Below are 22493 nucleotides of genomic sequence, written 5' to 3' on the forward strand. Positions count from 1 at the left end.
CATTAAACATACTGAATGTGACTTAACATCGTTAAGTCCATGTATTGACGGTATAAAGGAGAAAAGTGATGACACAACTAATCGTTTTGTTGCTGATTGTGAATCTAGGGATAGCGTATCAATGTTACCGTAATGCGACCTTTAAGGGGTATCCGGTGAAAATATTTACAGGGCTAGGTTTAATCCCTTACTTTAACTTAGTCGTCTGGGTTTATTTGTTGTTTTTACCTGACTTAAAACCATTTTCAATGAATGAAAAGCAGCCACTTTAGGCTGCTTTTTAGTTGGGAGAATTTAAAAGCGATAACTTGATGCCTTGTCGATAAGTTGTGCGGCTTTTATATCGCCAACCACGCACTTTTTGATATCTGACTTTTTAAATACTTTAACCAGCTCACCCTTACCTTCACTCACACCGCGAATGATAAAGCTCACATGTTCATCGTTAGGCAGACTTCTTAAACCGCTACCATAATCACATAAGGTCAGTGATAAGCTTTTATCTACTTGCTTAGCTAAAGCAGCCAACTGCTGTTGTTGCTCTTTCACACGAGCTTGTTTTTTCTCAGCTAACTCTTTGCGCATTTCTTGCTGTTTTAAAGACAGCTTTTGCTGCTCTTTCTCAAGCTCTTTAATTGATGCTTGTAGTGCTTGTTTACGTTTTTCGAGCTCTTGCTCTTTGGCATCTTTATCGTGGCGACGATCAAACTCAAGATCACGCTTTTCACGTTCAAGATCACGGATTTCACGGCTCACATCGCGCTCTTGCTCGGCAACTTCACGCACTCGCTCTGCACTTTCACGCATCACTTCCATAGCCTGCTGATAAGCTTCTTGCGTTTTTACGACCACCGCATCGCTGATCACTTGCACATGTTCGCCTAGCACTTCGATTTCAGTTAGCTCTTCAAAATCGATATCTGGCATGGGTGGAAGCGGTGCATCAGGCACTGACGCAAACACTGTAGACCAGCGTGAGCCGCCTCTTACGTCAAAGCTAAACACCACACCTTGATGCTGCAAATAACTTGATGATACGTTTCTTACCTTGTTATCGGTGTCTTGTTTTAATGCTGCTGTGAGGATTTTTTCCATGATCCCGACTTCACGCTGAATTTTATCTAATTCATCACTTGCTTGTGCTTGTACGCTTACTGCTGTGCAAAGCAATAAGGCAGCCGTGGTTGATTTGTATTTTGACATCTTAATACTCCAAATTGTTGGCAACGGTTGGCATTGGCCTGCCGTCCACTTGCTCAGCTAAATCATTTAACTGCATACGTAAGTACGCTTGATCTTGGGCGCGCTGTGTTTTGATATAAGCCAGCACGCTGGCAATATCTTCTTGGCGCTCTACTCGCCCGGTTTTAATTGCTTCTTTGGCCAGTTGATACATCTGCTGTTGCTGCACTTCGTTTTGCGCAGTGATGATGTTTTGCAACTGATCAATTTGCTTTTGTTGTGACTCTAATAAATTGGTTTGTTTAGCCACTTGTTCGAGTAACTGCTGGTTTCCTTGCTGTGGATTACTAACAAAAATCCACGCGCAAAATGCAATTGATGCAGCTACTGCCCACATCCCAGAACCAAAAAACAAACTCGTTTTTTGCACTTTGGGCATCGTGGATTCTCGATCCCAGTTTGGTACAGGTACTGTTTCATAGTGGTGACTTTGTTGTTGCCACTGCATTGCATTGTTCATCATTAATGCATACTCAGCATCGGCTTGAAGTAACGCAATTTGCTCATCAGTTAGGCTTTCGCCTTCTAACCATGCGGTAAATAATGAATCTAAATTAGCCATCTACGGCCTCCAAATGCACTTTTAACTTACCAAGCGCACTGTATAGTCTTGATTTAGCTGTATTGGTTGAAATACCTAATTGCTCAGCTATTTCTTCAAACGTACAGTGCTGAAAAAACTTTAACTCCACCACCAAGCGGTGCTCCCAGGGTAAATTGTTCATCATTTCTTTAAGTTCATGATGCTGCTCAGATTGCAGTTGATTGGTTTCTAACTCACTGCGCTCACAGCTTTCTTCTGGTACGGCGTCCAAACCTTGATGCAGCTTACGGCGGCGGTAATATTCAACACTACGCCGATGCACAATTTGATAAAGCCAAGTGTTAAAACTCGATTCACCACGAAAACTCGGTAAGCTCTTATACACAGAAATAAACACTTCTTGCATTAAGTCCATTGCATCATCAGGGTGACTTAACATCCTTAGGCAATAGTTATATACCTGTGTTTCGTGCTGCTTGACTAATTTCAACCACGCCCGTTTATTGCCCTGTTGCGCTTTAGCAATTAGTGTCTCAAGTGATTGAAAAAACACGCTAGCCTCGTCATCTGATCTGCCTTTAATGGTTTTGTTATTATGTTAGTCGAGGGAAGGAAAAAAATAGTTTGCTTAAATAATAAAAAACCCCAAATATTTTTTATTTGGGGTTTTTTATCATTAGTCGCATTGACCGTCTAAGCTGCACTGCTTATTCAGAAACAGCTCTAGCTGCTGGCTAAACAGCCTAAAATCTCTGATCCGGCCTGTAGTTTTACGCCATACAATACCAATATCTCGGTATGCATCGCCTTGTGATGGCGTAGCAACCATATCTTTTTTATCTAAAATACCAGCGTTAATTGCCATCTGCGGTAAGAAAGTAACACCAAGCTGGTGTTCAACCATACTTAATAAGGTATGTAAGCTTGCCGCTTCAAATGGGTTAATACAGCTTGAGCGATTCAAGTGACAAGCACTGAGTGCGTGGCCAGTCATACAATGCTCACGCTCTAGCAAGAACACACTCGCATCCGGTAAAAGATTAAAGTCTTCCACGCCATCTGCGGGTGTGTAATCTTTATGATGCACTAGGCTGAAGTGATCTTTCGCAAGGACTTGAGTATGAAACTTTTCAGTGTCATACGGTAACGCGAGCAACGCCATATCAATTTGCCCATGCTCTAGCTTATCGAGTAATTTGTCACTGGTATCTTCAACCAAAACTAGCTCTAGCTCGGTAAATGTTTGTTTGCAGAAATGATATAACGGCGCAGCAATAAAGCTGGCAATCGTCGGGATCACACCAAGCGTGAGTGTGCCGCTTAATGGCGTTAAAAAGCTCTTCGTCAGCTCTTTTAAACTTAAGGTGTCGTCAATGATCTTACGTGCTTTTTCGACAACCTCTTCACCAATTGCAGTAAACATTAAGCTGCGGTTTTCGCGCTCAATAAGTTGGCAACCTAGGGTTTCTTCTAAGTTTTGAATTGCACTACTTAAGGTTGATTGACCAATAAAACAGGCGCTTGCTGCGCGGCCAAAATGTTGATGTTGGTGGACTGCTAATAAATATTGTAGTTGTTTAATACTTGGTAAGTTATTCATACTCTACCTGAAAATAAAAAGACCCCAACACCTAAGGCATTGAGATCTTTTCAAGCTAAAAGTCTTTTAGTACTTTTTTATACCCCGAAGGCAGTTCTCAGTACGTAGAAAATAACAATAGCAAGGGCTGCGCCAACTGGCAACGTAATTACCCAAGAAACTACAATGTTTCTTACAACACCCATGTTAAGTGCCGCAATACCGCGTGCCATACCAACACCTAATACCGCACCAACAAGTGTTTGTGTAGTAGAGATAGGTAAACCAGTACCTGATGCGATAACAACTGTAGAAGCAGCAGCAAGCTCAGCAGCAAAACCACGGCTAGGTGTTAAGTGGGTGATACCTTCACCGATTGTTTTGATTACTTTCTTACCTAAGATAGCAAGACCAGCAACAATACCTAAACCACCTAATGGTAAAATCCACCATGCAATAGCCGCTTTCTTAGCGATTTCACCGTTGTGCTCAACAATGTTTACAACAGCTGCTAGTGGACCAATCGCGTTAGCAACGTCGTTTGAACCGTGTGCGAATGCCATACAACATGCTGTTAGTACCATAAGTACCGCGAACACTTTCTCAACGTTGTTGAATTGCATTTTCTTGTCAGCTTTAGGGTCAATCTTAAGGCGTGAAATAGCGAATTTACCAATGATTGCAACAACCACGGCGATCGCGATAGAAAGCATGTAACCTTCAAATGAACCTAAGTTGATACCAATGTGCTTCAAGCCTTTCTTGATTGTTACAAGAGACATGATGAAGCCCGCTAGACCCATGTATACAGGCACGTAGCGCTTAGCATTTTTAAGAGGTGCGTCAGTGTCAAAAATTAGCTTTTGCGCACTCATGAAAATCAAATAAGCAATAAAACCAGAGATAGCAGGGGTAACAATCCAGCTACCTACAATACCCATTACCTTGTTCCATTGGATTGCTTCGCTACCTACCGCAACCAATGCGAAACCAATGATGGCACCAATGATTGAGTGAGTAGTTGAAACCGGCCAGCCTAAGAACGAGGCAATCAATAACCAGCTACCTGCAGCGAATAACGCGGCGATCATACCAAGTATCATTAACTCAGGTACGTCCATAAATGGGGTCGCATCGATAATCCCTTTACGGATCGTTGATGTAACCTCACCACCGGCAAGGTATGCGCCTGCGAACTCAAACACCATCGCGATGATGATAGCTTGCTTAATTGTAAGTGCTTTTGAACCTACTGATGTACCCATCGCATTGGCAACGTCATTTGCACCAATACCATAAGCCATAAAGAAACCGACTGCGGCGGCAGTTAAAACGAGTAACGTGCCGTAATTTGCAATGATATCCATTGTGTGAACCTTTAATTTTTTTCGTATGAACTGATTTTTAATTAACGAGCTAACATCAGCTCAAGACGAGAACCTACGCGCTCAGCAATATCAGCTAAGTCACCTACCCATTCGATGATCTTGTATAAGAACATCACGTCGATTGGGTTAAGTTCATTTTCAACGGCGCGCAATTGACGGCGAATTTTGATTTGCATGTCATCCGTGTCTTGCTCAATTGCGTCCAATTCAACGAGCATTTTCTCAACTAAAGTCACTTCGCGACCTTTGAAGCCCGTTTCAAGAAGCTCATCTAGCTCATTGATTGCTTTTGATGCTTGTTTAGTTGCATCAACACAACGAGTTACATAAGCAAGGAAATCTGCTTGGATTTCGGTAGGTATGATCATCTCACGACCAACTACACGACCTGCAATATCTTTTGCTTTATTAGCAATTTTGTCTTGTTGAGTAACAAGCTCTAGCAAATCGGTACGCTCAACTGGCATGAATAAGCCACGTGGTAGTTGAAGGCGAATGTTACGTTTCATTTCATCAGCTTCACGCTCTAAATTACGAATGTTTAGGCGGATTTCTTCCGCTTCTTGCCACTCTTCTTTGAAAACGTGATTAAAGAAAGGGATCAATGCTTTACTTGCTTGATGTGCTTTCTTAATGTGATCTTCCATAGGCTTAATAGGAGATTTAGCAAATACCCCTAAAAATGCATTTGTAGGCATAACTGACCCTTTATAAATTAGTATGCTTTGGCAGCTGCGAATTTTACAGCATTGTGTTCGATTGTGAACGCTTTTTCTGCCTTACATCAGCAATAATAGACAAAGCGGCCAAAGGCCGCTCGGTTTAATAATGAAAAGTTGCGGTTAAAATTACAGCGACTTTTCGATATCTGCTTGAGATGTATGACGAATATCTTTGCCGTTTACAAAGTAGATGATGTACTCAGCAATATTTTGACAACGGTCGCCGATACGCTCTAAAGAGCGTACTGACCACACTAAATCCATAATTTTCGGGATTGAGCGTGGATCTTCCATCATATATGTCATGATTTGACGGGTAATTGCTTCGTATTCACGGTCAACTTTGGCATCTTCTTTATGTACTTCAAACGCACATTGCACATCCATACGTGCAAATGCATCAAGTACATCATGAAGCATTTTTGATACTTGGCGACCCATGTTTTCAATGTTCACCAGTAGGTCTTGCTGATCTTTTGTGAATGAGTCCAGCGCAACTTTAGCAATACGCTCAGCTTCATCGCCAATACGCTCTAAATCAGCAATTGTTTTAGCAATGGCAATTACAAGACGTAAGTCACTGGCAGCTGGCTGACGACGAGCGATAATGCGTGTGCATTCTTCATCGATGTTCACTTCCATTGCATTTACTTTATAGTCGTTCTCACGAACTTTTTGTGCCAGATCTGCATCGCCATTGCTAACAGCATCAAGTGCACTGTTTAGTTGTTGTTCAACTAAACCTCCCATGTTTAATACATGGTTACGCACATTTTCAAGCTCTTCATTAAAGCGGCCCGAAATGTGTTTATTGATATTATGTTCCATTGTCTACCTCTATAAATTTCGTTTACGGTACCAAGTGACTTTATTGACTAACCGTAACGGCCTGTAATGTAGTCTTCTGTTTTCTTCTTGCTTGGTGTTGTAAATAACGTATTGGTATCTGAATACTCAATCAACTCCCCCATGTACATGAACGCAGTTTGGTCTGATACACGAGCAGCTTGTTGCATGTTGTGAGTAACAATTACCACGGTAAACTTATTCTTTAAGTCGTTAATTAGCTCTTCGATAACTAAAGTAGAAATTGGATCTAGTGCCGATGTAGGCTCATCCAGAAGTAGTACTTCAGGCTCGATAGCAATTGAGCGAGCAATAACAAGACGCTGTTGCTGACCACCCGATAGGCCAAATGCACTATCGTGTAAACGGTCTTTAACTTCATCCCATAACGCCGCGCCACGTAAAGATTGTTCAACCACTTCGTCTAGTTTACGCTTTTCTTTAATACCTTGTAAGCGTAGGCCATAAACGACATTTTCGTAGATTGATTTTGGAAATGGATTAGGACGTTGGAATACCATCCCAACATTTCGTCTTAATGCTGCAACATCAACACTCTTATCGTAGATGTTGTGGCCGTGTAATAAGATCTCACCTTCAATACGACAACTATCAACTAGGTCGTTCATACGGTTGATACAACGTAAAAGTGTTGATTTACCACAGCCTGACGGACCGATAAACGCTGTTACCTGACCTTTCGGGATGTTCATATTTACGCCGCTAAGCGCTTGTTTATCACCGTAGTATAGATCTAAGTTTTTAATCTCTAACGCTGTTTGCTCTGCAGTTAGATTATCTAAATCTAGCTTTGCCGCGCTTTTCGCTTGGTTTACTTGTGGTGCAACTGTAATCATCTCTGTCTACCTATAAAAATTCTGTATTAATGCTCAAGAGCTCTAAACTTTTCGCGTAAGTGGTTACGAATACCAATCGCGGTGATATTCAGGGCGATAATTACTGATACCAGTAAGAATGCCGTGGCATATACCAGCGGACGTGCCGCTTCTACGTTAGGGCTTTGGAAACCAACATCATAAATGTGGAAACCTAAGTGCATAAATTTTCTATCTAAATGAACGTATGGGAAGTTACCGTCAAGAGGCAGTGTTGGCGCCATCTTAACAACACCAACAAGCATAAGTGGTGCTACTTCACCGGCTGCACGCGCAACCGCTAAGATTAAACCTGTCATAATCGCAGGGCTTGCCATCGGAATGATGATGCGCCATAGCGTTTCTGCTTTTGTTGCGCCAAGTGCTAATGAACCATGACGAACCGTGCTTGGAATACGTGATAAACCTTCTTCCGTTGAAACAATAACCACTGGAAGCGTTAAAATTGCTAGCGTTAATGCTGACCAAATCACACCTGGCGTACCAAATACTGGACTTGGCGATGATTCTGGGTAGAACAATTGGTCAATACTGCCACCTAGCATATATACAAAGAAACCTAGACCAAATACACCGTATACAATTGAAGGTACACCCGCAAGGTTGATTACCGCGATACGGATCATTTTAGTAACGGCATTCTTTGCTGCGTATTCATGTAAGTAAATCGCTGCAACCACACCAAACGGCGTAACAATCACTGCCATCAGTAATACCATAAACACAGTACCGAAAATCGCAGGGAATACACCCCCTTCAGTGTTTGCCTCACGCGGGTCATCCGCTACAAACTTACCAAGTTGTACAAAGTAGTGGCCTAGCTTAGCGAAGAAGCCCATGTCATTTGGGAACCACACATCAAGAACTTGATACAGAGGTAAAGTAACCACTTCACCGCGCATGTCTTTAACCGTTACTTGGTCACGCTTTGCTTCTTTACGAAGTGCAAATAACTGTTTTTCTAGCACGGCATATTCAGCACGTAGCTCAGCGCGTGTTTGTGCAAGCTCAGCAACACGTTCGTCCGTCAACTCGTTATCAAGCTGATACGCTTTTTCTTTTAAGCGCAAGCGCTCAAGTTCATAGTTGATATGACCAATATCACCATTTTGTAAATCGAGTGCTTGGTCGTTTAGGTCAACTGCACGGTCAACAAGATCATAAAGTACCTCGATTTTGTTATCTGTAATAACTTCACCGTCTTTAATAACCTGTTCTACATAACCGTAAAAGTTACCGTTTTTGCTACGCTCGAATACTGCAAGTTCAGCTGGCGCTGTACGCGATGTGATATCTGTCTCTAATACCCAACGGAAATCGAGATCAACGTACTCACGGTTACCTGTTTTGATTAGTAAGCGCTCTAGTTGCTCTTTGTCGTAGTGAGATAAATCAACGCCCGTCGCCTCAATACGTGATTTTGCAACTAGCTCACGGTCATAAACTTCACCGATCACTGTTTGTTTAGCAACTGAGCCTTGCAGCTCAAGTTGCACTACTTCTGATGGCCAGAAAAAGCTTAAACCTTTCCAAGCAATCATGGCTAATAAGCCAAGAACCGAGATTAAACTGATGCTTACCGCACCGCCGGTCATCCAAATCCAAGGAGAACCAGACTTAAACCACTGCTTTACCATGTCGTGTCTCTCCACCTACATTGAACTGTATTTTTCACGCAGTTGCTGACGAACAAACTCAGCCACTGTGTTGAAAACGAATGTGAATATGAATAGTACAAATGCTGCTAAGAATAGAATGCGATAATGCGAGCTGCCTACCTCAGACTCTGGCATTTCTACCGCGATATTTGCTGCAAGTGTTCTCATACCCTGGAAGATACTCCAGTCCATAATAGGTGTATTACCTGTTGCCATTAGTACAATCATTGTTTCACCTACAGCACGGCCAAGACCCATCATTACTGCTGAGAAGATACCCGGACTTGCAGTTAGTAGTACTACGCGAACCAATGTTTGCCATTGCGTTGCACCGAGTGCTAATGAACCATTTGATAAGTGCTTAGGAACACTGAATACCGCATCTTCCGCAATTGAGAAGATAGTTGGGATAACAGCGAAGCCCATCGCAATACCAACAACTAACGAGTTACGTTGGTCGAATGTCATACCTAATTCATTGGTTAGGTACTGACGCACATTACCGTCAAACATCCAAAGCTCAATTGAGTTACTCATCGCAAACGATAACCAACCAATAAAGATAACCACTGGAATAAGTAAAATAGAGTGTGAACCTTCAGGAACACGGTGACGAATTGACGCCGGTAGCTTGTTCCAGCCGAATGCGGTTAATAAGATACCAATTGGTAATAACACTAATAATCCGACAATCGCTGGTAAATGCTCTTCAATTAATGGTGCTAACCAAAGACCGGCTAAGAAACCTAAGATTACTGTTGGTAATGCTTCCATGATTTCTACAGTCGGCTTAACCACTTTACGTAATTCACTCGACATAAAGTACGCCGTGTAAATCGCAGCTGAAAGCGCAATAGGTACTGCAAACAGCATCGCATATAAAGCTGCTTTAATCGTACCGAATGAAATTGGCACTAATGAAAACTTAGATTCAAAATCATCACTGGCAGAGGTTGATTGCCAGATATAACCCGGCTCTGGGTAACCTTCGTACCATACTTCTTGCCATAACGCAGACCACGTTACTTCTGGGTGTTCGTTATGGATTTCGATTACTTTTAATGCGTCATCGGCAAGTACTAGCGCCGCATTTGAACGAGGTGCAATTGCAAAGTTTTGAATTGGACCATCACTTACTTTACCTTGCCACAGTTTTGCGTCGCTGGTTGTGTAATAAATACCAAGCTCACCGTTAGCACCCGCTGTGAAGAACGTACGACGGTAGAACTCAGTGAAAATATTTAGTTTCGATTGTTTGCTGGTTTCAAAAGCGCGGATCTTTTGGAACTCACGTCCCTCTTCCGTGTTTACTTCAAACCACTGAGATACTTCACCATTATCGTTAGCAAGCATCAGTGAGTTAGCACCCGCTAATAACTGAGTTGAAACTAGGTTCGCGTTTTCTTCGTTAGCTGCAAGCAGTTGGATTTGCTCAACTTCAGAAGGGTAACGCGTATCGTATACGTAAATTTGATTTGCAGAGCGAACGAACGTACGTGTTGTATCAGGTGAGATTAATAGCTCATCCACACGACCTTCGATATCAAGCTCAGTGCGCTCAACATTCCACTCAACTTCGCCAGTGAACATGTTTTCTTCACCGACAAAGCTGCTGAATAAAACGCGCTTGTCAGCAGTTAAAGCAACAACGGCCGTTTTATCTTCATAGTGGCTAAACGCAAATTTAGTGATTGCTGCGCCTTGATCATCAACTTCAAGCGCCATATCACCGAGCGGGTAGTCTAATCGAGGTGTTAATTGGCGTTGGTTATTTGGGAATGTCACCAAAAACTTAGGTGCAACCACAACAACCGTACCATTTTCTAAACCGTACGCATATTGACCTTGAAACGGTGCAGAGCTTGCAAAGCTGCTTACATCGCTAGGTAATTCAGCATTAAGAGTGGTGATCTTTTTACCAAAATGTTCTTTTTCAACATTGTAAAAGTCCACGCTACCTTTTTCACCGAGTAAAAAGGCAACCTCTGTTTGCTCTTCAATGCCAAGGCCAACAACTTCTGACGCATTTTGTAGTTTTACACTGTTACGTGTTTCTACTTTTGCTGATTCAAAAATAGGTTGAACAACATAAAGAAGGTAAAAGAATATGAGTAACAGTGCTACTAGCACCATTACGCCACCTGCGGAAATACCCCACTTGGCAAACCTGTCTTTAAATAGACGGCTTCTATCCGTATGAAAGGTAGGTTTATTCGGATTGGAAGTCATCAAAACACCCTTAAATCTTAACGTTGCGCGAATTATATTTCACCAAGATGACAGTAATGTTACAAACGTCATAATTCAGTGTAATAAAGCAAGCTTTTCAGGAACGAAGTTTAAAGTTAAAAAATGACCAATTTACGACAATTGTAAGCGCTTTTAAAAGTCCTAAATTAACAAGCTAACAAACTGTTATATCTAATTTTTTATAACTATATGGAAAAAATTGGACAAACAATAAAACAGCATCAATACTCAAGAAGACTTATTTTTTCAACAATAAGAATCATTTTTAACCAACGCCTCCTTCCTTTTATTGCATTTTTCAGAGGCATTTTTATAGAGATTTAAGTATGAAGCAGTTAGTAATTACTATTTTGGGGCCAGATAAACCCGGCCTAGTTGAAGACCTTTCAGCCACAATTCTAAGCCACCACGGCAACTGGTTAAGCAGTAATTTAAGCCACCTTGCAGGGCATTTTGCAGGGATCATTGAAGCAGCAGTACCTGAAGAACACTTACAAGAATTACAAGATGCGTTACATAGCCTGCCGCATTTAGAGGTTAGAATCGAACGCGGCACCGAGACGCTGCCTGAAGAAAAATCTGAGCAAATTAATTTTGTTATCACTGGCAATGATAGACCAGGCATTGTACAAGAGCTAGCCAGCGTTATTCGTCATAAAGGGGCGAATATCACTCACCTCAATTCAAAACAACAAAGTGCACCTAACTGGGGTGTGCCTATTTTTAGTGCTGTTGCCACCGTTGCTTTACCGATTGGTATGAACAAAGACGAAGTAATTAGCGCACTTGAGTCTATCACTACAGACCTAATTGTTGATATTGAGGACGCGTAACACACAAGTTTATAGGGATATTTTGAACTTTAAAAAAGCGGCATGCATGTCACAAAACTGACATGTATGTCATAAAAGTGATAAGTACGTCACATAAACGTCATCTGCATCCTCTATATTCTAACTAGCTATAAACGTTGGAAAACCAGATGAACGCATCACATTCTTCTTCTCAAGCCATCAATTACTTTGCCAAAGAGCTAAGTTGGCTGTCATTTAATGAACGCGTGCTGCAAGAAGCCAAAGATAAATCGAACCCGATTATTGAGCGCATGCGCTTTTTAGGTATTTACTCAAACAACATGGATGAGTTTTTCCGTGTCCGTGTTGCCGATGTAAAACGCCGAATTTTACTTAATAAAATTCCTGATGCGAACTTTGATGAAGATGAGATCCTACTCCATCAAATCCAGAGTAAAGTGCTCCAGCTTGGCAAAAAATTTAATCAAATTCATAAAGATATTTTGAATGATTTAAACGAGCATAATATTCACGTAGAGCTACCAGAGAAGTTATCTGAATTTCATTTAACCTGGCTGAAAAAGTTTTTCCACGACAATGTACTGCAACACATTTTGCCGATTTTGCTCTCTGAAAAGAAAGACTACTCAGATCAAATTAACGACACCATGACTTATTTGTTTGTCGAGATGACCAATCAAAAAAGTCATTATGCCATGATGGAGGTGCCTACTGACCGCGTCTCACGCTTTGTTATTTTGCCGCCTGAGAAAACACGTCGCCACAAAACCATTGTGATGCTTGATGACATCATTGCCTACTTTATTCGCGATGTATTTAGCAGCTTTTTTAGCTTTGATGATATTCAATGTTATGCCATCAAACTGACCCGCGATGCCGAGTACAATTTAGATGATGAACTCGAAGAAGGTTTACTCGATAAAATGTCGAAAGGCCTAAAACAACGTATTTCTGCTGAGCCTGTGCGCCTTGTTTATGACGAGAGCATGCCTGATGAAATGCTTAAAGTGATGAAAAAGCGCCTTAACATAAGCCAACATGATGCACTGATCCCCGGCGGTCGTTATCGTAACTTCCGCGATTTTATTGCGTTTCCAAATGTTGGTCGTCAGTATTTAGAAAACAAACCACTGCCTGCATTACAAAGCACAGCCTTTAACAATCACTCAAGTGTTTTTGATGCTATCTCTGAGCAAGATGTGTTGCTGTATTACCCTTATCACACCTTTAACCATTTACTTGAGTTTGTGCGCCAAGCTGCGTTTGACCCAGATGTAACCCAAATAAAGGTCAATATTTATCGCGTTGCAAGTCAATCTCGCCTTGTTTCTACACTAATTAATGCGGCAAAAAATGGTAAGCATGTAACCGTAATGGTTGAGCTGAAAGCGCGCTTTGATGAACAGAACAACATTGAATGGGCAAAAACCTTGAGTAACGCTGGGGTTAAAGTGATTTTTGGTATTCCTGCGCTGAAAGTGCACAGTAAGCTATGCGTTATTCACCGTAAAGAAAAGAATAACATCGTGAAGTATGCCCATATAGGCACGGGTAACTTCCATGAAAAAACCGCCAAAATCTACACGGACTTTAGCTTATTCACCAAGCATGAAGGCATTAGTGAAGAGTGCGATAGCGTGTTTAAGTTTATCGAAAGTAGTTACCGACCATTTCAATTTGACCATTTAATGATTTCGCCAGTTAACGCACGACAAACTATTATGTCGCTAATTGATGCCGAAATTACCAATGTAGAGCACGGAAAAGCTGGCCGAATTACACTAAAAATAAACAACCTAGTTGATAAAGAGCTGGTTGATCATCTTTATTTTGCTGCAAGACGCGGCGTAAAAATTCGCATTATTGTGCGTGGTATGTGCTCGCTAGTGCCCTCTGCCGTGAACGATAATATTCGTATTATTAGTATCGTTGACCGTTTTTTAGAGCACCCTCGGGTGATGGTGTTTCATAATAATGGTGACGAAAAAGTGTATATTTCATCGGCAGACTGGATGACCCGAAATCTTGATCACCGCGTTGAAGTAGCCACTCCGATTTATAATGAAAAATTAAAACACCTGATTATTGATATCCTTGAGCTACAGTTTAAAGATAGATCAAAAGCACGCATAATCGATAGCGAACAAAAAAACAGCTATGTGCGCCGTGGCAATCGTAAAAAAATTCGCTCGCAAATTGCCATTTATGACCACCTTAAGAAATGGGAAAGTAACTACAATAATGAATGATTATCCCTCAATTGCTGCCGTTGATTTAGGCTCAAACAGTTTTCATTTAGTGGTGGCAAGAGAGGTCGATGGCTCTTTGCAAATCTTACACAAAGAAAAACAGCGCGTTTATTTAGCTGACGGTTTAGATGATAAAAATCACTTAAGCCAAGAAGCTATTGAGCGCGCACTAGCCATTCTCAAACAATTTGCCATAACTTTGCAGGACTTTCCCCTTGAAAATGTCAAAGTGGCCGCAACTTACACATTGCGCCGTGCGAAAAACATTCATTCATTCTTAACGCAAGCAAGTAAAGTGTTTCCTTACCCAATCGAAGTAATATCAGGGCAAGAAGAAGCGCGTTTAATTTACCAGGGTGTAGCCCATTATATTCATCACGATGAAAACCGCTTAGTCATTGATATCGGCGGCGGCAGTACTGAACTCATCATTGGCAAACACTTTAAACATAAGCTACTCGCTAGCCGCAACATGGGCTGTGTCAGCTATACCAAGCAGTTTTTTGCAGATGGACAAATCACTGCTAAGCGTTTTGCCAAAGCCGAAGTTCGCGCAGAGCAAGAACTCGAAGTGATCTTTGCAAATTACTTGTCAGCTGGCTGGCAATCAGTGGTGGGAACATCAGGCACGATTAAATCTATCCTTGCCATGATCAATGCAAACGATGCAGAGCAAGAGCTAATTACTTTAGAGCGATTATTAGAATTAAAAACCCAGTTTATTGCAGCAAAACAAATACAAGCGCTGCAAATTGAAGGTCTTACGCCTGAGCGGCAAGTGAGTATTTGTGGTGGTTTAGCTATTTTAATTGCCATATTTAGACTGTTTAACATCGAAGCGATGCAATATAGCGACTTTTCACTGCGTGAAGGCCTGCTTCATGAAATGCAGCAAAAACTCGCCCATAAGGATATTCGCACAAATACCATAGCGAACCTATCTGAGCGCAATGCCATAGATAAAGAGCATGCTAATCGCGTCTCAACAACCGCAAAGTGGCTATTCGAACAAGTAAGAGAAACATGGCACCTGACTGACTCTGATCACATAAATTTACTGGATTGGGCTGCACAGCTGCATGAAATTGGTTTAGGGGTTAATTCTTCGGGGTTACATAAACACAGTGCCTATATCGTGGCGAACAGCCAATTACCTGGCTTTACACAGCAACAACAAACACTTCTTAGCTGTATGATCCGTTTTTATCGTAAAAAGATCCGTTTAGAAGATTTTCCAGCACTGCATACCATGCAGCATTATGAAATATTACAGCTCATTGTGATTTTGCGTTTAGCAGTACTGCTAAATCAAAAGCGCATTACTGACCAAGGCTTTAAGCTTGAGGTAACAGCCAAGCAAAATAGTATGTTCTTAAAGTTTCACAATAAGTGGCTTAAAGAACATACCTTGCTTTTAGCTGACTTACAGCAAGAGCAAAAATACCTTAAAAAAGTCGGCTTCTTACTCGATTTTCATTAAGCTGATTAATATATACCCAAACCACCTCAAGATGTGAGTTTCAGTTGGAATTAAAAGCGATTTAGGCAAGGCATTGATTGCAAGTAATAGTGGTTCTATTGTTAAGATCAATAACGCAGTATAAATCGCTTTTAAACCAACCCGTTGGGCGCTTCACAGGCACTTACTCTCATCGTTGTTACTTCTTAAAAGGGACTGCCATTCTTACAAAGTAACGCCTTGATATTAAGCACCTGTGAAACGCTGAATTCTGCATCTTGAGGTGGTTTGGGTATACTACATATCCATATGGCGGTTTGAGCTTTGCATCATTTGCTTAAGGCCTTGATGTTCAAGTTCTAGCAAACGTTCGAGCTTTTCTTTGGTATCTGCCGTTTCGGCGCGTGACACCAAGTACTCATATAAGTCGATTACTTTTTGGTGTTGCGTGGTTAAGTAAACCTGAATCGCCTTTTCATCTATGCGCTGATCAGTGCTGATATCGTTAAAAGTAATTAGCTCTGGATTTTCAGAAAAATACTCATAGCAATACGTATCGAGTGTGTTTACTTCGGTAATCGCTTTAAAACCAACGAGATCTTCTGCCAGCTTCTTCTCATATTGCAGATAATAGTCCACCAGCATTTGATTGTGCTCGTCCAGTAAGTCTTTAACACTGTGGAAATTGGCTGCCATTTGAGTATGAAATAACACGGTCCAATCATAAACTTGTTGTATTGTTTTAACTTGCATGTGCATTCCTTATCAAAATCAATTTAATATGACTTTGCATAAACCACACCAGCTACAAACAAACCAATTATCAATAAGTTAAAAATAAAATGTGTAACTTGCAGCAATTAAAAGCGCACAAGTTACACACTGACTGTAAATTTTATAGGTCGCGTTTACGCCATATAAAATAAAGCGCAGGTAACACAAGTAGCGTTAAAACTATGGCACTGAGCATCCCGCCGACCATAGGCGCGGCTATTCGGCTCATCACCTCACTACCCGTTCCAGTGCCATAAAGCACCGGCAGTAACCCAATGATAATAGTGGCAACTGTCATCATTACAGGCCTAACCCGAAGGCCAGCACCATTGATGATTGCTTGGCGCAGCTCTGTAACCGTAAACTGCGATGATTGCGCTTTGGCATCTTGATACGCTTGGTTGAGATAAACCAGCATGATCACGCCAATTTCTACGGCAACTCCTGCTAAGGCAATAAAACCAACCCCAACAGCAACCGAGAAGTTAAAACCTTCAAGGTACATCAGCCAAATACCCCCTATCATTGCAAGCGGTAAGGTCAGCATGATCATTGCCACCTCAATAAAGCTTCTAAAATTGAGGTATAGCAACACCACAATGATTGCCAAGGTGAGTGGCAATACATAACTGAGTTTAGCTTTTGCGCGCTCCATGTATTCATATTGCCCCGCCCACGTAATTGAGTAACCAGCAGGTAGCTCGAGTTGCTCATGCAGCGCTTGTTGCGCACGCTCAACATAACTGCCGATATCACTGCCTTCAATGTCGATTAAGCTCCAGCCATTAATACGTGCATTTTCACTTTTAATACCCGGTGGGCCATCTTCGATGAAGACATGGGCAACATCAGCCAATGCGATACGCTGTCCGTTTGGCGTCACAATCGGTAACAACTTAAGCTCCTCTGGCGAGTCGCGATAATCTTGCGGGTAACGCAAGTTAACTGGGTACCGCTCTTGTCCTTCAACCGTTTCGGTCACATTCATACCACCGATAGCGGTGGCAACTACCTGTTGCACATCAGCAATGTTCAAACCATAACGCGCTGCTTTTTCACGGTTGATATCGACTTTGATGTAGCGACCACCGGCAACCCGCTCTGAGTAAACCGAAGCTGTGCCCGGTAAGTCTTTTAATATGACTTCAATTTGCTCACCGATTTTTTGAATTTCACTCAGCTTTGGCCCTGCTACCTTGATCCCCACAGGCGTTTTAATACCAGTGGCAAGCATGTCGATTCGTGTTTTGATTGGCATAACCCACGCATTGGTAAGCCCTGGGAACTTAACCAGATTATCGAGCTCTTTTTTCAGTTTCTCGGTTGTCATACCCTCGCGCCACTGTGACTTTGGCTTTAACTGAATAAAAGTTTCGATCATGGTGAGTGGAGCCGGATCTGTTGCAGTATCCGCACGACCTACCTTACCAAACACCGACTCGACCTCTGGCACACTAGCAATTAACTTATCAGTCTGCTGTAAGATTTCACGGGCCTTACCTATTGAAATACCCGGGTAAGTAGTTGGCATATACATTAAGTCGCCCTCATCAAGAGGAGGAATAAACTCACTACCAATTTTATTAACCGGATAAAAGCCAACAGCAGCCAACACTAAGGCCAGTACCAATGTTGTTTTCGGCGCTTTTAATACTGCATTTAACAAGGGTTTATAGGCTGCCACTAATAAGCGGTTTACTGGGTTTTTCTGCTCCGAAATAACCTTACCGCGAATAAAGTAGCCCATTAATACCGGCACCAGTGTAATCGCTAAACCAGCGGAGGCCGCCATTGCATAGGTTTTTGTATAAGCCAGTGGCGAGAACATACGTCCTTCTTGAGCTTCAAGAATAAACACTGGCATAAAGCTGACGGTAATAATTAATAAACTAAAGAATAACGCGGGCCCGACTTCTGCGGCTGAGTCCATCACCACTTGCCAGCGGTTTTCATCGGTCAGAGGGGTTTTCTCCATATGCTTATGCATATTTTCTATCATCACGATAGCACCATCTGTCATTGCACCAATAGCAATCGCTATCCCACCAAGCGACATGATATTAGCGTTTATACCTTGCCAATACATAACTACAAAAGCCGTTAAAATACCCATTGGCAGCGTGATAATGGCTACGATCGATGAGCGTATATGGAATAAAAACACCACACACACTAAGGCCACGACAATTAATTCTTCAATTAACTTTGAGCTTAAGTTATCAAGCGCTTGGGTATAAGGTTTGAGCGGTCGTACACTGGGATGATTTCAACCCCCTCAGGCAAGCCTTTTTTGAGCGACTCTAGCTTCTCTTTTACTAGTTTGATGGTTGCTTCGGCGTTTTCTCCAAAGCGCATCACCACCACACCACCAGTTACTTCGCCCTCGCCGTTAAGCTCGGCAATACCACGGCGCATTTGCGGCCCAAGTTTTATATCAGCCACATCGCGTAATTGCAGTGGCGTGCCATTGGCATTAGTACCCAGCGGAATAGCCTCTAAATCGACGACACTTTTGATGTAACCTGTGCTCGATACCATGTATTCTGCTTCTGCCATTTCGACCACAGAAGCACCACGCTCTTGGTTACCTTGCTTAATTGCTGTTTGAATTAAACTTAGCGGAATACCATAAGCACGCAATTTATCGGGGTCGACATTCACCTGATACTGCTTAACCATACCGCCAACAGACGCTACTTCTGATACGCCCGGCACAGTCTGCAGCTCAAACTTTAAAAACCAATCTTGCAGGCTTCGTAGCTGGCTAATATCGTGCTTACCGGTTTTATCCACCAGCGCATACAAGTAAATCCAACCCACCCCTGTCGCATCAGGGCCAAGTTCAGGCCTTGCTGAATCCGGTAAGCGAGCACTTACTTGACTCAAATACTCTTGCACCCGACTACGGGCCCAGTAAAGGTCGGAGTCTTCATTAAAAATAACGTATACATAAGAGTCTCCAAAAAACGAAAAGCCCCTTACCGTTTCAGCACCCGGCACCGACAACATGGCCGTGGTGATCGGAAACGTTACTTGGTCTTGCACCACTTGTGGCGCTTGTCCTGGATAAGACGTTTTTACAATAACCTGTATATCAGATAAGTCAGGCAAGGCATCCACTGGGGTATTCTTTAAAGAAAAAACCCCAAAGCCTGCCAACATTAAAGACAGCAGTAATACAAAGAAGCGATTACCGACTGACCAACGGATCACGGCAGCTATCATTGCATTTCTCCTTGCATAGGGTGGCTCATTGTCATGATGTCAAAAATCACAAACTCACCGTCCACCAATTTAAAGGTAAAATGCACTTCATCATCGCTTTGCAAACTAGACATATCGATGCGCGGCGAGAAATGAAATTCCATAGTTGCAGCCCCGCGGCCCCACTTAGGGATGGCTTCGCGGCTGATCACGGCCGTTCTGGCTTCACGGTCAATGCTGTTGATCACGCCATTTACCATTGCGCTATCGCTATCAGGTTCTTGCATACGCATAAAGTCAGAACTCTTACTTGATTCGGAATCTATTAAGAACTGCGCTGAAACCACAACGTTATCGTCTTTCAATAAGCCTGATAAAATTTCGACATCATGATTATCACTACGGCCTAGCGTCACAGCCACTGATTTAAAGCGACCTTCACCTAAATCAATCACGACACGGTCTTGGCTACCTGTGCGGATCACCGCTTCTTTGGCTATCACTAATTGCGGCTCAGTTGGCTTAGTAGTAATGCTCACTTCAGCAAACATATTCGGTTTGAGTAAGCCATCTTGGTTAGCAAAGCGTAAACGCACGCGCAGGGTACGGTTTTTCTCATCAAGGGTTGGGTAAATATAATCGACCTTGCCTTGCCAGCGTTTGCCCGGTAAGTAATCTAAGCTCATCGTCACTGGCAAGCCTTTATGAATAAGCCCTGCTTGGCGCTCAAAAACTTCAGCCTCAACCCACACCTCTTCTAAGTGAGCAATACTCATCATGGTTGTGCCTGGTTTCACAAAGAAACCTTCGCGGATATTTAGCTCATCCAGTACGCCACTTTGCTTGGCATAAAAGGTAATGTTTTGCCTAACCTTTTGGCTTTGCTCTAATCGCGCAATAAAATCGTCAGAAACATTCAGTGAGGCTAAGCGTGCTTTTGCCGCACGTATAAGCACTGCATTGTTACGTTTAAGGGCAAGCAGTAGCTCTTCTTGCGCATTTACTAGCTGTGGAGAATACAAGGTATAAAGTGGTTCGCCTTGCTTAACTTGGTCACCAGCGGCTTTTACATATAAGGTTTCTATCCACCCTTCGACACGAGGGTGAATATGCACGAGTTGGTCTTGGTCGTATTGCACATAGCCAACCGTATCAACCGTCGTTTGTAATGATTTAAACCTTACGGGTGCTGTTCTTACCCCTAAGTTATTAACGACTGCTGGTGAGATTCTCACAGTACCCGGGCTGTCTTCAGCGCTACTTTGCTCTTCATAAACGGGCACTAATTCCATACCCATTGGTGATAAACCCGGTTCATCACGGCGGTAATTGCTGTCCATAGGCGCCACCCAATATAGCGGCTTTTTCTCAGCGCTTGGCATTTGTTCATGCTCTGGCTCAGCCAATTTATTTACAGCCGTTGCCAATGCTGCACCTACCGCCAAAGCGATAACTAATTTCACTGTGTTATTCATTGCTAGCTCCTTGGCTTTGTGCTGCATTTATTTGGTTATCTTTTGCTGCTGCGTAATAATTAAGGCGAGCGAGGGTTATTTGTTTATCAATTTCGATGTTTAATGCATCAATTTTCGCGTTAAGTTCGCTAATGCGTGCGCGCATCACTTCTGAAAAGTCACCATCATCATTGGTGTAAGCATTTAACGTCGCCTCCGCTTGCTCTGCCATTTGCGGTAATAGCTGCTGTTGATACAGCGCTTTGCGCTGAGCAAGTCGGCTTAATTGGCTAAGCTCTTTAAAATACTGACCTTGCAGTTTTTGCAGGGTAATAAGCTTGTTGGTTTTTACCGCCTCGGCATTAGCTATTGCGGCATTAACTTGTTGATCTTGGCGGTTATCAGTAAACAGCGGTAAATCAACACTCACCCCAATAGAGAATAAGTCAGCGCGAGAGTCACCCATCGGGGTATCATCACGATAGCCATAACCAAGGTTCATACCAAATTGCGGTTTATACGCTTCTTTCGCCACTTGCACTTGAGTGTTTTTAGCACGCATAGCATGATCAATAGCGATAATTGCCGGGTGATTCATCAGCACTTCAGTCACCCCCGATGGTGCAAGCTCTTGATAAGCCATAACTGCGGTCACCTTGGTGTTTTCATCGCTCACTGCACCGTTTAGCATTTCAATAGGTAGCCATTGAGCTAGTCGCTTTTTGGCACTATCAAACTGTTGCTCTAACATCACCAGCTTATCTTCAAGCCGAGTCAGCTCTAGCTGAGCGCGAATAATATCCTGCTGGCGAGTCGCACCAAGTGTATTGGCATAGCTTGCTTCTGTAATATCAATAAGCTGATTAAATAAGGCTTTATCTTGGTTGATCAGTTGAATGCTTTTTTGTGCGCGATAAGCATTTAGCCATGCTTCGCTAACAATGGCTTTAACCTGTGCTTGGCGGTCAGCTCTAAGCCAAGGATATTGCTCAGCCGATTGTTTTAAAGCTTGTTGCTGTAAGGCAAGACTATCACCTCGGCTAAATTGCTGAGACAAGCCCACTTTGAATTGCGTCATACCCTCTTGGTCAAAGGCAAAGCCATCGGTTGGTAAGTTCATAAGTCCAACAGTTAACACTGGATCTGGCAAGGTACCGGCGGCAATGCTTTGTGCTTCTATCGCCTGTTGCTGGTATTTATTTGCCTGTAACCAAGGCTCGTGAGTCAATGCATAATCAATCACCTGATTGAGTGCCAACGGCTCTGCTTTCACTAAACTTGAGGTTATCAATACTGCGCCTAGAGAAAGCGCCTTAATCAATTTGCTGTGAATCATCACATGCTCCAAAAATCTTAAAAATGGTTAAAAAACAATAGATTTTGGTTGCAGAATGAGGTGTATTTCAGCGTTTT

17 protein-coding genes and 1 pseudogene are annotated in these 22493 nt (G+C 42.5%); 4 read left to right on the forward strand and 14 right to left on the reverse strand.

The window, feature by feature from the left end:
- Positions 1 to 68: 68 nt before the first annotated feature.
- Positions 69 to 272, forward strand: a complete 204-nt coding sequence (locus C2M25_RS05695) for a hypothetical protein (protein ID WP_105175042.1) — start codon at positions 69 to 71, stop codon at positions 270 to 272.
- Positions 273 to 294: 22 nt separating this feature from the next.
- On the opposite strand, the gene C2M25_RS05700 is transcribed toward C2M25_RS05695, so the two are convergent.
- The 10 genes from C2M25_RS05700 to C2M25_RS05745 form a co-directional block, all read right to left on the reverse strand.
- Positions 295 to 1203: a hypothetical protein gene (locus C2M25_RS05700; RefSeq protein WP_063701812.1), complete on the reverse strand. Its 909-nt coding sequence runs from the start codon at positions 1201 to 1203 to the stop codon at positions 295 to 297.
- Position 1204: 1 nt separating this feature from the next.
- Positions 1205 to 1804, reverse strand: a complete 600-nt coding sequence (locus C2M25_RS05705) for a hypothetical protein (RefSeq protein ID WP_105175043.1) — start codon at positions 1802 to 1804, stop codon at positions 1205 to 1207.
- Positions 1797 to 2339 carry an RNA polymerase sigma factor gene (locus C2M25_RS05710; protein WP_105180661.1) on the reverse strand — a complete coding sequence of 181 codons (543 nt, stop codon included), beginning with the start codon at positions 2337 to 2339 and terminating at the stop codon, positions 1797 to 1799. Before C2M25_RS05710 ends, C2M25_RS05705 begins: the two co-directional genes overlap by 8 nt.
- 123 nt (positions 2340 to 2462) lie before the next feature.
- Positions 2463 to 3386: a hydrogen peroxide-inducible genes activator gene (locus tag C2M25_RS05715; RefSeq protein ID WP_063701820.1), complete on the reverse strand. Its 924-nt coding sequence runs from the start codon at positions 3384 to 3386 to the stop codon at positions 2463 to 2465.
- Between the two features lie 77 nt (positions 3387 to 3463).
- Positions 3464 to 4732: an inorganic phosphate transporter gene (locus C2M25_RS05720; RefSeq protein ID WP_063701822.1), complete on the reverse strand. Its 1269-nt coding sequence runs from the start codon at positions 4730 to 4732 to the stop codon at positions 3464 to 3466.
- A 41-nt stretch (positions 4733 to 4773) separates the two neighbouring features.
- Complete coding sequence (locus tag C2M25_RS05725; RefSeq protein ID WP_105180662.1) at positions 4774 to 5451, reverse strand: TIGR00153 family protein; 678 nt, start codon at positions 5449 to 5451, stop codon at positions 4774 to 4776.
- A gap of 150 nt (positions 5452 to 5601) precedes the next feature.
- Complete coding sequence (gene phoU, locus C2M25_RS05730; protein ID WP_054552476.1) at positions 5602 to 6303, reverse strand: phosphate signaling complex protein PhoU; 702 nt, start codon at positions 6301 to 6303, stop codon at positions 5602 to 5604.
- 47 nt (positions 6304 to 6350) lie between these two features.
- The gene (gene pstB, locus C2M25_RS05735; protein ID WP_063701826.1) at positions 6351 to 7178 is read right to left on the reverse strand and encodes a phosphate ABC transporter ATP-binding protein PstB; all 828 of its coding nucleotides are present in this window, start codon (positions 7176 to 7178) and stop codon (positions 6351 to 6353) included.
- A gap of 26 nt (positions 7179 to 7204) precedes the next feature.
- A complete protein-coding gene (gene pstA, locus C2M25_RS05740; protein ID WP_063701829.1) occupies positions 7205 to 8854 on the reverse strand; it encodes a phosphate ABC transporter permease PstA in 1650 nt (549 codons plus the stop codon).
- 15 nt (positions 8855 to 8869) lie between these two features.
- On the reverse strand, positions 8870 to 11104 hold the full coding sequence (locus tag C2M25_RS05745) for an ABC transporter permease subunit (RefSeq protein WP_105175045.1): 2235 nt from the start codon (positions 11102 to 11104) through the stop codon (positions 8870 to 8872).
- Positions 11105 to 11451: 347 nt separating this feature from the next.
- Between C2M25_RS05745 and C2M25_RS05750 the strand changes: the two genes are divergently transcribed.
- The 3 genes from C2M25_RS05750 (at position 11452) to ppx (ending at position 15669) form a co-directional block, all read left to right on the forward strand.
- Entirely contained in the window at positions 11452 to 11958 is a 507-nt protein-coding gene (locus C2M25_RS05750; RefSeq protein ID WP_063701833.1) for a glycine cleavage system protein R, read from the forward strand.
- Between the two features lie 149 nt (positions 11959 to 12107).
- On the forward strand, positions 12108 to 14189 hold the full coding sequence (ppk1, locus tag C2M25_RS05755; RefSeq protein ID WP_105180663.1) for a polyphosphate kinase 1: 2082 nt from the start codon (positions 12108 to 12110) through the stop codon (positions 14187 to 14189).
- On the forward strand, positions 14182 to 15669 hold the full coding sequence (ppx, locus tag C2M25_RS05760; RefSeq protein ID WP_105175047.1) for an exopolyphosphatase: 1488 nt from the start codon (positions 14182 to 14184) through the stop codon (positions 15667 to 15669). Before ppk1 ends, ppx begins: the two co-directional genes overlap by 8 nt.
- A gap of 276 nt (positions 15670 to 15945) precedes the next feature.
- Here the strand turns inward: ppx and C2M25_RS05765 are convergent, their stop codons facing one another.
- The 4 genes and pseudogenes from C2M25_RS05765 to C2M25_RS05780 all read right to left on the reverse strand — a co-directional run bounded on the left by C2M25_RS05765 (position 15946) and on the right by C2M25_RS05780 (position 22416).
- The gene (locus tag C2M25_RS05765; RefSeq protein ID WP_063701839.1) at positions 15946 to 16401 is read right to left on the reverse strand and encodes a hypothetical protein; all 456 of its coding nucleotides are present in this window, start codon (positions 16399 to 16401) and stop codon (positions 15946 to 15948) included.
- A 142-nt stretch (positions 16402 to 16543) separates the two neighbouring features.
- Positions 16544 to 19647: pseudogene (locus C2M25_RS05770) on the reverse strand (efflux RND transporter permease subunit).
- Positions 19644 to 21101 carry an efflux RND transporter periplasmic adaptor subunit gene (locus tag C2M25_RS05775; RefSeq protein ID WP_063701843.1) on the reverse strand — a complete coding sequence of 486 codons (1458 nt, stop codon included), beginning with the start codon at positions 21099 to 21101 and terminating at the stop codon, positions 19644 to 19646. The pseudogene C2M25_RS05770 and the gene C2M25_RS05775 overlap by 4 nt, the downstream one beginning before the upstream one ends.
- On the reverse strand, positions 21094 to 22416 hold the full coding sequence (locus tag C2M25_RS05780) for a TolC family protein (protein ID WP_105175049.1): 1323 nt from the start codon (positions 22414 to 22416) through the stop codon (positions 21094 to 21096). Before C2M25_RS05780 ends, C2M25_RS05775 begins: the two co-directional genes overlap by 8 nt.
- Positions 22417 to 22493 lie beyond the last annotated feature (77 nt).

The organism is Pseudoalteromonas sp. T1lg21 (genome assembly GCF_002964625.1).
Lineage (GTDB): Bacteria > Pseudomonadota > Gammaproteobacteria > Enterobacterales > Alteromonadaceae > Pseudoalteromonas > Pseudoalteromonas gelatinilytica.

Excerpts from the sequence above, each read along its gene's own strand:
- C2M25_RS05695 (WP_105175042.1), top strand. The coding sequence starts at position 69 with ATGACACAACTAATCGTTTTGTTGCTGATTGTGAATCTAGGGATAGCG.
- C2M25_RS05700 (WP_063701812.1), bottom strand. The coding sequence starts at position 1,203 with ATGTCAAAATACAAATCAACCACGGCTGCCTTATTGCTTTGCACAGCA.
- C2M25_RS05705 (WP_105175043.1), bottom strand. The coding sequence starts at position 1,804 with ATGGCTAATTTAGATTCATTATTTACCGCATGGTTAGAAGGCGAAAGC.
- C2M25_RS05715 (WP_063701820.1), bottom strand. The coding sequence starts at position 3,386 with ATGAATAACTTACCAAGTATTAAACAACTACAATATTTATTAGCAGTC.
- C2M25_RS05720 (WP_063701822.1), bottom strand. The coding sequence starts at position 4,732 with ATGGATATCATTGCAAATTACGGCACGTTACTCGTTTTAACTGCCGCC.
- C2M25_RS05725 (WP_105180662.1), bottom strand. The coding sequence starts at position 5,451 with ATGCCTACAAATGCATTTTTAGGGGTATTTGCTAAATCTCCTATTAAG.
- phoU (WP_054552476.1), bottom strand. The coding sequence starts at position 6,303 with ATGGAACATAATATCAATAAACACATTTCGGGCCGCTTTAATGAAGAG.
- pstB (WP_063701826.1), bottom strand. The coding sequence starts at position 7,178 with ATGATTACAGTTGCACCACAAGTAAACCAAGCGAAAAGCGCGGCAAAG.
- pstA (WP_063701829.1), bottom strand. The coding sequence starts at position 8,854 with ATGGTAAAGCAGTGGTTTAAGTCTGGTTCTCCTTGGATTTGGATGACC.
- C2M25_RS05745 (WP_105175045.1), bottom strand. The coding sequence starts at position 11,104 with ATGACTTCCAATCCGAATAAACCTACCTTTCATACGGATAGAAGCCGT.
- C2M25_RS05750 (WP_063701833.1), top strand. The coding sequence starts at position 11,452 with ATGAAGCAGTTAGTAATTACTATTTTGGGGCCAGATAAACCCGGCCTA.
- ppk1 (WP_105180663.1), top strand. The coding sequence starts at position 12,108 with ATGAACGCATCACATTCTTCTTCTCAAGCCATCAATTACTTTGCCAAA.
- ppx (WP_105175047.1), top strand. The coding sequence starts at position 14,182 with ATGAATGATTATCCCTCAATTGCTGCCGTTGATTTAGGCTCAAACAGT.
- C2M25_RS05765 (WP_063701839.1), bottom strand. The coding sequence starts at position 16,401 with ATGCAAGTTAAAACAATACAACAAGTTTATGATTGGACCGTGTTATTT.
- C2M25_RS05775 (WP_063701843.1), bottom strand. The coding sequence starts at position 21,101 with ATGAATAACACAGTGAAATTAGTTATCGCTTTGGCGGTAGGTGCAGCA.
- C2M25_RS05780 (WP_105175049.1), bottom strand. The coding sequence starts at position 22,416 with ATGATTCACAGCAAATTGATTAAGGCGCTTTCTCTAGGCGCAGTATTG.